This is a genomic window from Micromonospora sp. NPDC051924, from assembly GCF_055586005.1.
In genome coordinates, this window is record NZ_JBVJJA010000038.1 from 1 (window position 1) to 15,485 (window position 15,485).

Below are 15,485 nucleotides of genomic sequence, written 5' to 3' on the forward strand. Positions count from 1 at the left end.
ACCCCCCACAACCTACACTTTCGTTGGCTTGTCTGAGCCGCCACTCCCCTCCCCCCCCCCCCCCCCCCCCCCCCCCCCCCCCGCCCCCCCCCCCCCCCCCCCCCCCCCCCCCCCCCCCGGGACCGTTCAGAAGGTCAGGCGGACCACCTGCGGCTCGTGGTCGGAGACCTGGGTCGGGAACTCGCTGTTGACGTGCACCACGTCGTAGGCGTACGGCTGGGTGGCCAGCCACGACGACAGCAGGATGTGGTCGAGGACCTGCGAGTTGCCCTCGTACACGTAGGTGTAGCGCTCGGCCACCGGCAGCGTCCGGGGCAGGTCGACCAGCTCGCCGGAGCCGACCAGCAGGTTGGCCGTCTGGCTGAAGTCGTAGTCGTTGATGTCCCCGAGCACCACGATCGCCGCGTTCGGGTCGACGGCCCGGATCGAGTCGACGAACGAGTTGACGATGGTGGCCTGCTGGTGGCGCTGGGTCTCCGAGGACGCCGTCGGCGGCTGATAGCGGCCCATCAGCGGCTGGTCGCCGCCCTTGGAGTTGAAGTGGTTGGCGATCACGAACAGCGGCCGGTTGTTCCACCGGAACTCGCCGGCGAGCGGCTTGCGGCTGGCGTTGAACGCGGCGTCGGCCGGCTGCACCCGCCCCGGCGAGTACGACAGCTGCGGCACCCCGCCGGCGTTGGTCACCGTGGTCGCGGCGGTGGCGGTGCCGCCCGGCCGATCGGTGAACGACAGCCCCCGGTCGGTGCGGAACAGGAAGACCTGCCGGATGTTGCCGCCCGGCTCCCCGCCGTCCGCGTCGTTGGTCGGGTTGATCTGCCGGTACGCGTACGAGGGGCCGCCCTTGGCGCTGATCGCCGCGATCAGCTTGCTCATGGTCTGGTCGCAGGCGACCACGCCGTTGTCGGTGGCCCCGTTGTTGTCCTGCACCTCTTCGAGGGCCACCAGGTCGGGCGAGCGGAGGTTGGTGACGATCTGGCCGGCGAGGGCGTCGAACTTGCTCTGCGGGTCGGTCGGGTCGAGGTTCTCCACGTTGAACGTGGCCACCGCGAGCTGACCGGTCCCGGCGGTGGTGGTGGTCTCGGCGGTCAGCCCGCCGGACACCCGGGCCGGGAACGCCGAGGGCAGCAGAAAGTAATTGCCGAAGTCGTAGCTGAGCACGCCGGTCAGGGCCGAGCCGAAGGTGTCCCCGACGGTGACGGTGGGCGCGGTGGCGAGGGTGTCGCCGACCATCACCCGCTCCGGGTTGAAGTCGCCGGCCTGGGTGACGATGCCGCCCCGGGCGCTGCGCACGCCGGAGCCGCCCGGCACGACCGGGAACTCGCCGTACGAGTTGGTGGGGCCGACCACGGCGGCGGAGGCGATCTGCACCCGCATGCCCTCCAGGGACTCCCAGAAGTCCAGGCCGTCGGTGGCCGGGTCGAAGGTGCCGGAGGTCTCCACGTTGCCGGTGGCGTCGTCCTCGATCACCGCGCCCGGCGGAACCCGGCCGCCGGTGCCGACCACGGTCGCCGCGGGTAGCGCCTTGCCGGTGCCGAGGGTGCTCCGGCTGGAGTACGCCATGGTGGTCACGGTCAGGTTGGTGGCCGCGCCGCCGGGGCGTACCTCGCTGACGCTGCCGGTGACCGACACGTCGTCGCCGACGCTGACCGTCGGCGTGCCGGAGGTCGAGACGTAGAGCCCCTCGGAGGTGGCGTCGTTGCCGTCCGGGCACGGGTCCTGGATCCAGAAGCCGGTGGTGGACTTCGCGGTCACGATGCCCCGGGTGGTCCGGGTGCCGGTGAGCGCGGCCAGGTGCCCGGCGCCCTGGATGTCCCGGATCCGGGTGCCGGTCGGGCAGTCGCCGGTGCCGCTGCTGTTGCGCGGGGTGGGCGCGCCGGCGGCGAAGTCGGCCGCGTTGTTGTCGGTGTCGGTGGCCGGGTTGGTCCGGGCCACCGAGGCGGTGTTGGAGCCGCCGGACGCGCGGGTGCCCTCGGCGTCGTTGGCCGAGCCGTAGCCGACGAAGTCCCGGTTGCCGGTGACGAAGGCGCAGGAGGTGGCGCAGGTCAGTGCGGTGGTGGTGGTCCGCAGCGCGACCTTGCCGGAGGTGGCGGAGAGGTTGGTGGTGCCGGTCGCGTCGGCGGTGGGCAGGGTGGTTCCGGCGGTGCCGCCGGAGGCGAGCTTCACCAGGTACCAGCCACCGGCCGGGATGGAGCCGGAGAGCGCGGTGACCGACCAGCTGCTGCCGGACGCCGAGGCGTACTGGATGCTCCAGCCGGTGAGGCTGACCGCGGCGGTGGAGCGGTTGTAGAGCTCGACGAAGTCGTTCCGGTACGTGGCGCCGGTGTTGCCGCCGCCACCGTAGACCTCGCTGATGACGACGTCGGGGGACGCCGCTTCGGCCGGCGCGGCGAGGAGTGTCGCCGCGAGGACGCCGACCGCGAGACCGGCCGGCAGATTTCGACGCATGGTGCCTCCAGGCGGGACGTCCGGGCGCAGGGGGTGTCCGCCCGGACGGGATGGACGGCCCGGGACACCGCCCGGACCGCATAGGGATGCGTCTATCATTCCCGACTCGGTCGATCTTGCGAAAGCCCTCGTCCGCGCAACGGCCCACGAACAGCGGGTGACCGGATCGACGTATTGACATACGAAGGCAACTGGCCGGTAACATTCCGGCACCTCGGACGGCGCGGACCACCCCCGTACCCGTGCCGAACCCCCTCTGAGGCGCCGGACAGGCACGTGGACGGCCCCGTGGGCGACCCGCCGACCGGCGGCGTCACCGCCCGTCACCCCGGAAGGAACCACCCCCGTGAAATCGCTGATGTCGCGCTGGCTGCTGGCCCTCACGGTCGCCGCCGCCACGCTGGTCGGCTTCCCCGCCGCCGCCCACGCCGCCGTCTTCACGCCGTCGAGCAACCCGATCCTGTTCGTGCACGGCTGGAACAGCAGCGCCTCCACCTGGAACACGATGGTCAGCCGCTTCCAGACCGACGGCTGGCCGTCGAGCTACCTGCGCGCCTTCTCGTACAACACCAGCCAGTCCAACGCGACCACCGCCCAGCAGGTCAGCCAGGAGGTCGACAACCTGCTCGCGACGACCGGCGCGACCAAGGTGGACATCATCACCCACTCGATGGGCGCGCTCTCCTCGCGCTATTACCTGAAGAACCTGGCCAGCACCGGCAAGGTGGACCGCTGGGTCTCGCTCGGCGGCCCGAACCACGGCACCAGCTCGGCGAACACCTGCTACAGCACCGCCTGCCTGGAGATGCGGGTCGGCTCGACCTTCCTCAACACCCTCAACTCCGGGGACGAGACGCCGGGCGCCTTCGGCTACGGCACCTGGCGCTCCCCCTGCGACGGTGTGATCAACCCGGTGGACAGCACGATCCTCTCCGGGGCCAGCAACACCCAGACGGCCTGCGTGTTCCACACCAACCTGCAGAACGACGCGACCATCTACGGCCAGGTGCGGAACTTCGTCAACCCCTGACCCCGGATAAGCGATCGCTTCGGCGGGCCCGGTCACCGGCAGCGGGCCCGCCGGACCACCACGCCCGCCCCGCATCTCAGGGACAACGGGGCTCGGGCCGCTCTGCGATGATCGGTCGATGCCGATCCGCAGGCCCGGGCCGCCGGTGCGTCGAATGATCGCGCTGCTGCTGGCCGCGGTCGTCGCCGCCGGCTGTTCCCTCGGTGAGGTGCTGGCCGACTATGGCGACCCGGTCGACCTGCAAGCGGCGGACCTGGTCGGCACCTGGCGCAGCGGCCCGCAGCGCGTCATCACCTTCGACGACCAGGGCGGCTTCACCGCCGAGTGGCTGCCCTACGACGTGTTCGACGAATTCCTGCCCATCGACGCCGACCGGGACGCAAACATCACCGGCTCGGGCACCTGGGCGGTGCGGGCGCCGTTCGGGAATCCGGACGGGCCCAGTTCCCGGGTGGCGCTGACGGTCGAGGAGCTGGCCGGCATGCGGACCGGCAAGGGATCGTTCGAGCTCACCGCCCTGCGCCAGGACGGAAAGGTCCGGCTCCTCTTCTTCTACGTCGGCCCGGGTGGGAACAGCTGGACGGCGTATGAGAAGTGCGACGACTGCCCGCCGGGCGTGGCCCCCTCGCCGTCGGCCCGCGCGAGCCGGGACGCGGTGCCCCGGCACAGCCGCTGAGGCACGCGCCCGGCGCGCGGTGGTCGGCGCGGTCAGGCCGGGCTGGAGGAGACCAGCGCCGGCGCCACCGGCTCGGCGCCCTTGGCCCGCCGGTTCGGCAGGGACAGCCGGATCACCTTCCACCAGGCGGAGGCGACCTGCTTCGGCAGCGGGCCGGTGGTGTACTTCAGCCCGTACCGGTCGAACAGCGCCCGGACCTGCGGGGCGATCTCCTGGTAGCGGTTGCTCGGCAGGTCGGGGAAGAGGTGGTGCTCGATCTGGTACGACAGGTTGCCGGTCATGATGTGCAGCAGTCGGCTGCCGCTGATGTTGGCCGAGCCGAGCATCTGGCGCAGGTACCACTCGCCCTTGGTCTCGCCCTCGATGGAGGTCTTCTCGAAGGTCTCCACCCCGCTCGGGAAGTGCCCGCACATGATCACCGAGTGGCTCCACACGTTGCGGATCAGGTTCGCGGTGAAGGTGGCGGCCAGGGTGGTGAGGAAGGACGGCCCGGAGAGCAGCGGGTGCACCACGTAGTCCTTGAGCACCTGGCGGCGGATCTTGCGGCCGACCGCTCGGGCCCGGGCCCGGAACTCCGGGCTCTTGTGCCGGCCCTCCTTCAGGTTGTGCCCCAGCTCCAGGTCGTACGCGGCGATGCCGTACTCGAAGAAGGCGGCGTTGACCAGGTTGTACAGCGGCTGGCCCAGGTGCCCGGGGCTCCAGGGCTGGTCCTCGTCGACCCGCATGATGCCGTACCCGAGGTCGTTGTCCTTGCCGAGCACGTTGGTGTACCGGTGGTGCAGTTCGTTGTGCGAGTGCTTCCACTGCTCGGGCGGGGAGACGTGGTCCCAGTCCCAGGTGGTGGAGTGGATCTTGGGGTCGCGCATCCAGTCCCACTGGCCGTGCAGGACGTTGTGGCCGATCTCCATGTTGTCGAGGATCTTGGCCACCGCGAGGCCGGCGGTGCCGACGATCCAGGCCGGCGGGAACAGCGAGAAGAGCAGCACCGCCCGGCTGCTGATCTCCAGCGTCCGCTGGGTCTTGATGACCTTGCGGATGTAGCGGGCGTCCCGCTCACCCCGGTCAGTCAGCACCCGGTCCCGGATCGCGTCCAGCTCCTTGCCGATGATCTCGATGTCCTCGGCGCTGAGGTGGGCGATCGGGTTGTCGGCCTTCTTCTGGATCACGGTCACGTCGGTGGCTCCCGTCAGAGTTCGATGTCGCAGGTACCGGCGGCCGCCGACACGCAGGTCTGGATGAGCACCCCGTCGCCCGGGACGGCGGTGGTGAGATCCCCGTTGCGCAGGTCCCGGACCGCGCCCTGCCGCAGCGGGACCACGCAGCCGAAGCAGATCCCCATCCGGCAGCCCGACGGCATGAGCACCCCGGCGTTCTCGCCGGCGTCGAGGATCGGAGTTGCCCCGTCGGTCTCGACCGAAACGCCGGCGCCGGTGAAGGTCACCGTGCCGCCCTCGCCGGGCGTGACCACGGTGGGCCGGAACCGCTCGGTGTGCAGCCGGTCCGGCACGCCCCGGGACGCCCAGTGCTGCTCCACCGCGTCGAGCAGGCCGGCCGGCCCGCACGCCCAGGTCTCCCGGTCGGCGTGGTCGGGCACCAGGTCGTCCAGCTCGTGCACGCCGAGCAGGCCGTCGGTCTCGGTGTGCCGCTCGACCAGCCGCAGCGCGCCCGCCGCGGCGAGTTCCCGCAGCTCGGCGCCGAAGATCACGTCGTCCGGGGTGGGCGCGGAGTGCACCAGCACCACGTCGGCGCGCTCCGCCAGGCCGGCGCGGAGCATCCCCATGACCGGGGTGATGCCGCTGCCGGCAGTGAGGAACAGGACCCGCTCGGGGGTGGCCGCGGGCAGCGTGAAGTCGCCCTGCGCCTGGTCGAGCTGGACGATCGTGCCGGGCCGGAGCCGGCGGACCAGGTGGTTGCTGACCTTGCCGTCCGGGATCGCCTTGGCCGTCACGCTGATCCGGCCGTCCGCACTGCCTGGCACCGAGGTGACCGAGTACGCGCGCCACTGTCGCACCCCGTCCACGTCCACGCCGAGGCGGACGTACTGCCCGGGAACGTGGCCGCGCCAGCCGCGCCCGGGCTGGATCACCACGGTCGCCGCGTCCCGGGTCTCCGGGTGCACCGCGACGATCCGGCCGCGCAGCGCCACGCCGGAGTGCAGCGGGGCGATCAGGTCGAGGTAGTCCGCGGGCAGCAGCGGGGTGGTGACCGTGCCGGCCAGCCGCAGCAGCCGGTCCCGGAAGGAGATCTTCCGGGGGCGGCGCGGGACAGTTGTGGTCATATGACCAGGGTGGTCGCGTGATCGCATAACATCTTGACCGGCAAAGGTGAATCAGCCGCAGGTTTTTGTTCGGGGAGAACAACGATATGTCGGACGAGTTCGGGACGAACCACCGCGCCGCCCGCCTCGAACTCGACGCGCAGGTGGCGACGCTGCTGCGCGACCGGCTGCCCGTGGTGGCCGAGCGGACGGTGAGCGCGATCACCGCCGAGGTGCCCGACTACTCCGGGGCCCTCACCGGTGCCATGCGGGAGAAGATCGAGAACGCGGTACGCATCGCGCTGGGCACGTTCCTGCAGCTCATCGAGGGGGCGCAGTCCGCCGACCCGAGCACCCCGCTGGCGCCCGCCCTGGAGGCGGCGTACGCGCTGGGCAGCGGGGAGGCCCGCTCCGGGCGGAGCATGGACGCGCTGCTGGCCGCGTACCGGGTGGGGGCCAGAGTGGCCTGGCGGGAGGTCTCCACCATCACGGTGCGTAGCGGGCTGGCCGCCGAGACGGTGGCCGAGTTCGCCGAGCTGATGTTCGCGTACATCGACGAGCTGTCGGCGGCCAGCGTGGCCGGGCACGCCGACGAGCTGGCCAGCGCCGGCCGGGTGCGGCGGCGCTACCTGGAACGGCTCACCCAGCAACTGCTGGCCGGGGAGCCCGAGGAGATCCTGCGCCGCAGCTCCGAAGCCGCCGAGTGGCCGCCGCCGCAGACCCTCACCGTCGTCCTGCTGCCCCGCCGGAACCTGCGTGCCGTGCTCGCCCTGCTCGGCCCGCACACCCTGGAGAGCGGCGAGGACCTGCCCGGCATGGACCCGGCCGAGGAGCTGGCCGTCCTGCTGGTGCCGGACATGCACGGCGGGCGTCGCCGGCAGCTCGCCCGGCTGCTGCACGGCCACCGGGCCGTGCTCGGCCCGGCCCGGCCGTGGCACCGGGTCGCCGCCTCCTACCAGCGGGCCACCCGGGCCCTCGCCCTGGGCCTCGGCACGCCGGACGCCGCACCCGTCGACACCGAGGAGCACCTCGCCGAACTGCTGCTCAGCATGGACCCGGAAGGGCTGGCCGACCTGCGCGCCCAGGCGCTGCGTCCGCTCGCGGCGCTCCCCCCGGCCACCGCCCACCGCCTCGCCGAAACGCTGCGGTCCTGGCTGCTGCACCAGGGCCGCCGCGAGGACGTGGCCGCCGACCTGTTCGTGCACCCGCAGACGGTCCGCTACCGGATGGGCAAGCTGCGCGAGCTGTACGGGGACCGGCTGCACGACCCGGCCACCGTCCTCGCCCTCACCCTGGCCCTCGCCGTCCCCCCGGCCCCACCCCAGGTGGCGTGAGGAAGGACCCCTTCCTGCCCGCCGGGCCCAGCGGCCCCGCCGCCCCGGGTCCTCCGGCCCTGTGCGCCGCCGCGCCCGGCCGGCAGGGTCGGAAGGGGACGAGCAACGAGGAGGCGCCACCATGACCCAGCCATCGACCCGGACGGAGCAGACCCCCGCGGTACGGGTGCTGGAGGTCGCCGCCCGGCAGTCCCTGCACGCGCCGTCGGTGTTCAACACCCAGCCCTGGCGCTGGCGGGTCACCGCGGAGGCGCTGGAACTGCGGGCCGACCCGCAGCGGCAGCTCACCACCACCGACCCGGACGGGCGGCTGCTGACCCTGAGCTGCGGCGCGGCCCTGCACCACGCCCGGGTGTCGCTGGCCGCGGCCGGCTGGGGCGTGACCGTCGACCGGTTCCCCGACCCGGGTGACCCGGGGCTGCTGGCCCGGCTACGTACCACCGGCCCGGCCGACCTGGACGTCGCCGCCGGCCGGCTGGTGGACGCCATCCCCCGCCGCCGCACCGACCGGCGCGCGTACGGCGACCGGCCGGTGCCGGCACCGCTGCTGGACGGGCTGCGCGCCGCGGTCGAGGCGGAGGACGCGTACCTGCACGTGGTCCGGCTCGACCAGATGCCGATGCTGGCCGTCTCCACCGCCCGCGCCGCCGACGCCGAGCTGGCCGACCCGGCGTACCGGGAGGAGCTGCGCCGGTGGACCAACCGGCCGGCGGACAGCGGCGACGGCGTGCCCACCGCCACCGCCGTGCGGCCCGCGCCCCGCCGGGTGCCGCTGCGTGACTACGCGCCCGGCGGCGCGGCCGGGCTCAGCGCCGGGACGGACTTCGACCGGGGCGCCGCGTACGTGATCCTGTTCGGCGAGCGGGACGACCCGGCGGCCTGGCTGCGCGGCGGCGAGGCGCTGTCCGCGCTGCTGCTCACCGCCACGGCCGAGGGGCTGGCCACCGCGCCGCTCAGCGACGCCATCGAGCTGGCCTGGCCGCGGCGGATGATGCGTGACCTGCTCGCCGGGGTGGGCGAGCCCTACCTGGTGGTCCGGGTGGGTTGGGGGCCGGGCGACGAGCTGCCGCCCGCGCCGCGCCGGACCCCGGCCGACGTCATCGAGGTCGACGCCGGCCCGCTCACCGGGGCGGCGTGACGAGCCGGGTGAGCTCCGCGACGAACCGGCTCAGCTCCTCCCCCGCCTCCAGAGCGAACACGCTGCGGGCGGTCCAGGCGGTGTCGGCCGGGTCGTAGCCGGGCTGCCGCAGGGTCACCCCGAGCTGGACGTACGCCCGTCCGTCGTGCCGGGCGTCCAGGGCCAGCTCCTCCTGGTACGAGGTCCACCGCCGGACGCCGGACCAGCCGGCCCAGTCGTCGGCGAGCAACCCCAGGTACGCGGCCAGGCCCCGCTCCGGGCCGTCCCAGGACACGTACACGTGGGCGACGGTCTCCGCCCGCATGCCGTCGTCGTCGAGTTCCATCGCGGAGGCCCAGAAGTCGCCGTCGCCGTAGCAGTCCTGCGGCGGGTGGACCGTCCACGTCGGTCCGCCCGACCGGCCGAGGGCGAAGGGTTCACCGGTCACGGCCGCGACCGTACGCGACGGGCGGCCGGCGCTGCCGCCGAGTTTCCGCCAGGAGCCACCCGGGCGGGTGACCGCCGCCCGGTGACCGCCCCGCGCCTGCACCGCCCGTCTACCGTCCGATCGAGGGCAGGTGACGTGGGGAGGCTGGCGTGGAGAAGTACCCCGCCATCGAGGACCACGGGCTCATCGGCGATCTTCAGACGGCCGCCCTGGTGACCTGCGACGGCTCCATCGACTGGTTCTGTGCGCCGCGCTTCGACTCACCCAGCGTCTTCGCCGCCCTCCTGGACCAGGCCAAGGGCGGCTACTTCCGGATCGCCCCGGACGACGTCCGGTACGTGACCAAGCAGCTCTACCAGCCCGACACGCCGATCCTGATCACCCGCTTCATCAGCGCCGACGGCGTCGCGGAGATCATCGATTACATGCCGGTCGCCGGTGAGCGGCCCACCGACCAGCACCGGCTGGTGCGGATGGTCCGCATGATCCGCGGCAGCATGCGCTTCAAGCTGGAGTGCCGGCCCCGGTTCAACTACGGCCGGGACGGCCACGACCTGGAGGTCCACCCCGAGGGCTACGTCTTCCGCAGCCCGACGCTGAGCCTGACGCTCAATCCGGTCCGCCCGGTCCCGCGGCTGCTGCGCGAGCGGGACGTTGACAACGACGGGCACGACCTGGTCGGCCGGGTCACCCTGCAGGAGGGCGAGACCGGTGGCGTCATCCTGGAGACCGCGTCCGTCCGGCCGCCGCGGATCGTGCCGGCGGAGGAGGTGGCGGCGATGTTCGAGCGGAACATCGAGTTCTGGCGCCGCTGGCTCGAACGCTCCACGTACGGCGGGCGCTGGCGGGAGATGGTGGAACGGTCCGCGATCACCCTCAAACTGATGACGTACGCCCCCACCGGCGCGATGATCGCCGCGCCGACCGCCGCGCTGCCGGAACAGATCGGCGGCACCCGCAACTGGGACTACCGCTACACCTGGATCCGGGACACGTCCTTCTCGGTGCACGCCCTGCTGGGCCTCGGCTTCACCGACGAGGCCAGCCGGTACGTCGACTGGCTCGACGAGCGGGTCCGCGAGGCCGGCGACAACGCCGCCCCGCTGAAGATCATGTACCGGGTGGACGGTTCGTCCGACCTGCACGAGGAGGTCCTCGACCACTTCGAGGGCTACCGCGGCTCGGGGCCGGTCCGGATCGGCAACGGCGCGGCCGACCAGTTGCAACTGGACATCCACGGCGAGACCCTGTACGCGATGCACCTCGCCGACGAGCAGGGCATCCGCCCGTCGCACCAGGTGTGGCGCAGCACCGTACGGCTCGTCGACTGGCTCTGCCACAACTGGGACCAGCCCGACGCGGGCATCTGGGAGAGCCGCCACCACCCCCGCAACTACACCTACGGCCGGCTGATGTCCTGGGTCGCCTTCGACCGGGCGATCCGGCTGGCCAACCGGCACGGCCGGCCGGGGGACGTCAACCGCTGGGTCCGCCAGCGCGACACGATCTACAACCAGATCATGGAGCGCGGCTACCACCTGGGCCGCCGCTCCTTCGTGCAGAGCTTCGGCGAACCGGTCCTCGACGCCTCGCTGCTCATCATGCCGGCGGTCGGCTTCGTCACCCCCACCGACCCGCTGTGGCGCTCCACCCTGGAGGCGATCGAGGAGGACCTGGTCTCCGACAGCCTCGTCCACCGGTACGACCCGGCCGCCGCGCCCGACGGCCTGCCCGGCGACGAGGGCACCTTCAACATGTGCACCTTCTGGTACGTCTCCGCCCTGGCCGGCGCCGGCCGGCTGGAAGACGCCCGGCTCACCTTCGAGAAGATGTTCACCTTCAGCAGCAACCTGCGCCTCTACGCCGAGGAGATCGCCCTCACCGGCGAACAGATCGGCAACTTCCCCCAGGCGTTCAGTCACCTGGCCCTGATCACCACCGCCCTGCACCTCAACGAACTCCTCGACGCCCGCAAGCGGTGAAGCCCCGCCGCCCGCCGAAGGGTGCAGACGGTCGGCCCGCCGGTCACATACGGTGTGCCGGTGACCAGCATCCGGCGGTGGACGGTGGACGCCGCCGTCGTGCTCGCCGCGCTGGCCGTGAGCGAGCTGGCGATCGTCACCGGCCGGGAGACCGGCGCGACGCCGCGCGACTGGTTCGCGTACCTGCTCGGGGTGGGCATGGCGGCGCCGCTGCTGCTGCGCCGCCGCCGCCCCACGGTCGCGCTCTACCTGGTCGCGGCGGCGCTGCTGGCGTTCTACGCGCTCGGCTATCCCGGCTTCCCGCCCGCCCTGGTCCTCGCGGTGCCGCTGTACGACGCGGCGCTCGCCGGGCACGCGTGGCGGGCCCTGCCGGTGCCGGTGTTCTTCCTCGCCGCCGGGTCCGACGTGAGCATCCGCCGGGGCCTGCCGCCGCTGGACACCCTCGTGGTGTTCCTCCCGCAGGTGGCGGTGGTCGCGGTCGCGCTGCTGCTGGGCGCGCTGGTGCGCAGCCGCCGCGCCTACGCCGAGGAGGTCCGGCTGCGGCTCGCCGCCGCCGACCGGGAACGCGACCAGGAGGCCCGCCGCCGGGTCGGTGAGGAGCGCCTGCGGATCGCCCGTGAGGTGCACGACACCGTCGGGCACGCCTTGGCCACCATCACCGTGCAGTCCGCCGCCGCGCTGCGCCAGCTCGACCGGGAGCCCGAGCAGGTGCGGACCGCGCTGACCGCGATCCGCGGCACCGGCAAGGCGGCCCTGGCCGAGCTGCGGGCCACGCTGGAGGTGTTGCGCGCCGACGACGCCGAGCCGGGCCCCGCGCGGGACGGCGGGCTGCACCGGCTGCCCGAGCTGCTGGCCGCGGTTCGCGCCGCCGGGCTGACCGTCGAGCTGCGCGACGACCGGGACGAGCGCCCGCTGCCCGGGCCGGTGGACCACGCCGCCTACCGGGTGGTGCAGGAGTCGCTGACCAACGTGCTCCGGCACGCCGGACCGCGGGCCCGCGCCGAGGTGACCCTGCGGGCCGCGCCCGGCTGGGTCGACATCGAGGTCAGCGATGACGGCACCGGCCCGGGCGGCGACGGTCCCGGGCCCGGGGGCGGGCGCGGCCTGACGGGGATGCGGGAGCGGGCAGCCGCGCTGGGCGGTCGCTGCGACGCCGGTCCCGGCCCGCGCGGGGGTTTCACGGTACGGGCCAGGCTGCCACGGGAGGCGACGTGATCCGGGTGCTGCTCGCCGACGACCAGGGGCTGATCCGCGCCGGGCTGCGGTCCCTGCTGGACGGGGTGGATGACGTCGACGTGGTCGGCGAGGCCGCCAACGGAGGCCAAGCCGTGGCCCTCGCGCGGGAGCTGCGCCCCGACATCGTGCTGATGGACCTGCGGATGCCCGAGGTGGACGGGGTGACCGCCACCCGCCGGATCACCGACGACCCCGACCTGGCCGCCGTCCGGGTGGTGGTGCTGACCACCTTCGTCGAGGAGGAGGACGTCTTCGCGGCGCTCCGCTCCGGGGCCAGCGGCTTCCTGGTCAAGGACGCCGAGCCGGAGGAGCTCATCCAGGCGGTACGCATCGTCGCCCGGGGCGACGCGCTGCTCTCCCCCGCCGTGACCCGCGCGGTCATCCGGCGCTCGGTCGACGCGCGGCGGACCGCGAGGCCCCGGGCCGAACCGCCGGAGCTGGCCGCGCTCACCGCCCGGGAGCGGGAGGTGGTGCGCCTGGTCGCGGACGGGCTGAGCAACGAGGAGATCGCCGCGCGGCTGGTGGTCAGCCCGCTGACCGCCAAGACCCACGTCTCCCGGGCCATGGTCAAGGTCGGTGCCCGGGACCGGGCGCAGCTGGTGGTCTTCGCCTACCGCAGCGGCCTGGCCAGCCCCGACGCGTACTCCCCGGGGAGTAGCGGCCGGTAGTACCCGGGCCGGGCAGGTGTCTACGCCGGTGGGACGACCCCGGGCCGGAACGCGGCGACGATCGGCGGCATGGACACCTCCTGGCTCTCCCGGCTCGCCGCCCTCTGCCACCGCCGCCGCCTGGCGGTGCTGCTCGCCTGGGTCGCGCTCACCGTTCTCGCGGTGCTGCTCGGCGTCCGGTACGGCGGTCCCACCAGCGACGACTTCAGTTCCACCGCCACCCCGTCCGGCACCGCCCAGCGACTGGTGCGGGAGCACTTCCCGGCCGTCGCGGCGGACACCGTGACCCTCGCGGTCCGGGCCGACGCCGGCGTCGACGACCCGGCCGTCCGGCGGCGGGTCACCGACGTGCTCGCCACGCTCGCCGGGGCCGGGCACGTGGCCGCCGTCCAGTCCCCGTACGACGCCGCCGACCAGGTGTCGGCCGACCGACGCACCGCGTACGCGGTGGCCACCCTGACCACGCCGAGCGCCGAGGTGCCGGCCGCGGAGACCGCCGCGCTGCTGGAGCGGGTACGCGACGCGGACGGCGACGGGGTCACCTTCGCCCTCTCCGGCAAGGCCGTGGACGCGGTCGAGACGCCCGGCGGGGGCGCCGCCGACGCCGTCGGGCTCGCCGCCGCCGCGGTCATCCTGCTACTCGCGTTCGGCTCGGTGCTGGCCATGGCGCTGCCGATCGTCACCGCCGTCTTCGGCATCGCGGTCGGGCTGTCCACCATGGCCCTGACCCAGCAACTGCTTCCCACGCCGGGGTTCGCCCCGGTGCTTGCCACCATGATCGGGCTGGGCGTCGGGATCGACTACGCGCTGTTCATCGTCACCCGCTACCGGGAGGGCCTGGCCTCCGGGCGTACCCCCGGCGACGCGGTGGTGGCCGCCACCGCGACGGCCGGGCGGTCCGTGCTGTTCGCCGGCGGCACGGTGGTGGTCGGCCTGTGCGGGCTGTTCCTCACCGGGCTGGGTTTCCTGCGCGGCCTGGCGGTCGGCGCGGCGGTGACCGTCGCCGCCACCATGGCCGCCGCGGTGACCCTGCTGCCGGCGCTGCTCGGCCTGATCGGGGCGCGGATCGACCGGCTCTCGGTGCACCGCCGCCGCCCGGCGGCGCTGCCCTGGTCGGCGCGCTGGGCCGACGCGGTGGCCCGCCGCCCGGTCGCCGCGGTGCTGCTCGCCGGGGTGGGCCTGCTGGCCCTGGCCGCACCGGTGGCCGGGCTGCGGCTGAGCACTCCGGACGCCAGCACGCAACCCCGGGACACCAGCGCCTACCAGGCGCACCGGCTGCTCGCCGAGGGGTTCGGCGCGGGCGTCGACGCGACCCTGTCGGTGGTGGTCCGGCTGCCCGAGGGTGACCCGGGTCGGGTAGCCGCGCTGGTCGCCGCGCAGCCCGGGGTGGCGGCGGTCAGCCCGGCGCGGCGCAGCACCGACGGCGCGGTCGCCGTGCTCGCGGTGCGGCCCACCACGGGTACGCAGGACCCGGCCACCGTCGAGCTGGTGCACCGGCTGCGCCGGGCCACCGCCGGGCAGCCGGTGGCGGTCGGTGGGGCGGCCGCCGCGAGCATCGACTTCGCGGAGCTGACCGCCGACCGGCTGCCCACGGTGATCGTGGTGGTGGTCGGGCTCTCCCTGCTCCTGCTGATGGTGATCTTCCGATCCCCGCTGCTGGCGGTGAAGGCCGGCCTGCTGAACCTGCTCTCCATCGGCGCCGCCTACGGCGTGCTGGTCGCCGTCGTGCAGTGGGGCTGGGCCGGCCACGCCCTGAACTTCCCCACCACCATGCCGGTGACCGCCTGGGTGCCGCTGATCATGTTCCCGATCCTGTTCGGACTCTCCATGGACTACGAGGTCTTCCTGGTCTCCCGCATCCGCGAGGCGTACGAGGTCACCGGCGACACCCGGCGGGCGGTGCGGGACGGGCTGGCCGGCAGCGCCCGGGTGGTCAGCGCGGCCGCGGCCATCATGGTCGCGGTGTTCCTGTCCGTGATGCTCGGCGCCGACCTCGGCGTCAAGCAGCTCGGACTGGGGCTGGCCGTGGCGGTCCTGGTGGACGCCACCGTGGTGCGGCTGGTGCTGCTGCCGGCGTCGATGGAGCTGCTCGGCCGGTACAACTGGTGGCTGCCCCGCTGGCTGGACCGGCTGCTGCCCACGGTCCGCCCGGAGGGCTCGGCCGCTCCCGGGCCGGCGCGGGCGGAGGCGCTGCCGGGGTGAGCGCGGCTCACCGGGCGATCCGGCCCGGTGCGGCGGCGGCCAGGGTGGCCACCTCCCCCCACCGGTGGGAGCACCTCCCCGGCGCGGGGG

12 protein-coding genes are annotated in these 15,485 nt (G+C 73.8%); 8 read left to right on the forward strand and 4 right to left on the reverse strand.

All coding sequences use genetic code 11. The annotated features are described in order from the left end of the window. Positions 1-126 precede the first annotated feature (126 nt). On the reverse strand, positions 127-2,445 hold the full coding sequence (locus ACZ6S5_RS25835; protein ID WP_466004468.1) for a lamin tail domain-containing protein: 2,319 nt from the start codon (positions 2,443-2,445) through the stop codon (positions 127-129). A 346-nt stretch (positions 2,446-2,791) separates the two neighbouring features. Here ACZ6S5_RS25835 and ACZ6S5_RS25840 point away from each other — a divergent pair, with 346 nt between their 5' ends. Beyond that, positions 2,792-3,475 carry an esterase/lipase family protein gene (locus ACZ6S5_RS25840; RefSeq protein WP_466004470.1) on the forward strand — a complete coding sequence of 228 codons (684 nt, stop codon included), beginning with the start codon at positions 2,792-2,794 and terminating at the stop codon, positions 3,473-3,475. Positions 3,476-3,593: 118 nt separating this feature from the next. Beyond that, a complete protein-coding gene (locus tag ACZ6S5_RS25845) occupies positions 3,594-4,151 on the forward strand; it encodes a hypothetical protein (RefSeq protein ID WP_466004472.1) in 558 nt (185 codons plus the stop codon). A gap of 32 nt (positions 4,152-4,183) precedes the next feature. Here the strand turns inward: ACZ6S5_RS25845 and ACZ6S5_RS25850 are convergent, their stop codons facing one another. Both ACZ6S5_RS25850 and ACZ6S5_RS25855 read right to left on the reverse strand, forming a co-directional pair. Next, complete coding sequence (locus ACZ6S5_RS25850) at positions 4,184-5,323, reverse strand: fatty acid desaturase family protein (protein ID WP_466004474.1); 1,140 nt, start codon at positions 5,321-5,323, stop codon at positions 4,184-4,186. A 14-nt stretch (positions 5,324-5,337) separates the two neighbouring features. Next, positions 5,338-6,429, reverse strand: a complete 1,092-nt coding sequence (locus ACZ6S5_RS25855) for a ferredoxin reductase (RefSeq protein WP_466004476.1) — start codon at positions 6,427-6,429, stop codon at positions 5,338-5,340. Between the two features lie 86 nt (positions 6,430-6,515). Here ACZ6S5_RS25855 and ACZ6S5_RS25860 point away from each other — a divergent pair, with 86 nt between their 5' ends. Both ACZ6S5_RS25860 and ACZ6S5_RS25865 read left to right on the forward strand, forming a co-directional pair. Beyond that, positions 6,516-7,742: a PucR family transcriptional regulator gene (locus ACZ6S5_RS25860; protein ID WP_466004477.1), complete on the forward strand. Its 1,227-nt coding sequence runs from the start codon at positions 6,516-6,518 to the stop codon at positions 7,740-7,742. A 121-nt stretch (positions 7,743-7,863) separates the two neighbouring features. Continuing rightward, the gene (locus tag ACZ6S5_RS25865; RefSeq protein ID WP_466004478.1) at positions 7,864-8,880 is read left to right on the forward strand and encodes an Acg family FMN-binding oxidoreductase; all 1,017 of its coding nucleotides are present in this window, start codon (positions 7,864-7,866) and stop codon (positions 8,878-8,880) included. Here ACZ6S5_RS25865 and ACZ6S5_RS25870 read toward each other — a convergent pair. Continuing rightward, positions 8,864-9,307: a DUF6228 family protein gene (locus ACZ6S5_RS25870; protein ID WP_466004480.1), complete on the reverse strand. Its 444-nt coding sequence runs from the start codon at positions 9,305-9,307 to the stop codon at positions 8,864-8,866. The genes ACZ6S5_RS25865 and ACZ6S5_RS25870 overlap by 17 nt on opposite strands. 149 nt (positions 9,308-9,456) lie before the next feature. Here ACZ6S5_RS25870 and ACZ6S5_RS25875 point away from each other — a divergent pair, with 149 nt between their 5' ends. From ACZ6S5_RS25875 to ACZ6S5_RS25890, 4 genes are all read left to right on the forward strand, one after another. Then, positions 9,457-11,289, forward strand: a complete 1,833-nt coding sequence (locus tag ACZ6S5_RS25875; protein WP_466004481.1) for a glycoside hydrolase family 15 protein — start codon at positions 9,457-9,459, stop codon at positions 11,287-11,289. 60 nt (positions 11,290-11,349) lie between these two features. Then, positions 11,350-12,504 (forward strand): sensor histidine kinase, encoded by a 1,155-nt coding sequence (locus ACZ6S5_RS25880; RefSeq protein ID WP_466004483.1) that lies wholly within the window; start codon positions 11,350-11,352, stop codon positions 12,502-12,504. Beyond that, the gene (locus ACZ6S5_RS25885; RefSeq protein ID WP_466004485.1) at positions 12,501-13,193 is read left to right on the forward strand and encodes a response regulator; all 693 of its coding nucleotides are present in this window, start codon (positions 12,501-12,503) and stop codon (positions 13,191-13,193) included. The genes ACZ6S5_RS25880 and ACZ6S5_RS25885 overlap by 4 nt, the downstream gene beginning before the upstream one ends. A gap of 69 nt (positions 13,194-13,262) precedes the next feature. Next, positions 13,263-15,395 (forward strand): MMPL family transporter, encoded by a 2,133-nt coding sequence (locus tag ACZ6S5_RS25890; RefSeq protein WP_466004487.1) that lies wholly within the window; start codon positions 13,263-13,265, stop codon positions 15,393-15,395. The last annotated feature ends 90 nt before the right edge of the window (positions 15,396-15,485 follow it).

Coding starts and splice junctions, on each gene's coding strand:
- ACZ6S5_RS25865 (WP_466004478.1), top strand. CDS start 7,864: ATGACCCAGCCATCGACCCGGACGGAGCAGACCCCCGCGGTACGGGTG.
- ACZ6S5_RS25890 (WP_466004487.1), top strand. CDS start 13,263: ATGGACACCTCCTGGCTCTCCCGGCTCGCCGCCCTCTGCCACCGCCGC.
- ACZ6S5_RS25860 (WP_466004477.1), top strand. CDS start 6,516: ATGTCGGACGAGTTCGGGACGAACCACCGCGCCGCCCGCCTCGAACTC.
- ACZ6S5_RS25855 (WP_466004476.1), bottom strand. CDS start 6,429: ATGACCACAACTGTCCCGCGCCGCCCCCGGAAGATCTCCTTCCGGGAC.
- ACZ6S5_RS25835 (WP_466004468.1), bottom strand. CDS start 2,445: ATGCGTCGAAATCTGCCGGCCGGTCTCGCGGTCGGCGTCCTCGCGGCG.
- ACZ6S5_RS25845 (WP_466004472.1), top strand. CDS start 3,594: ATGCCGATCCGCAGGCCCGGGCCGCCGGTGCGTCGAATGATCGCGCTG.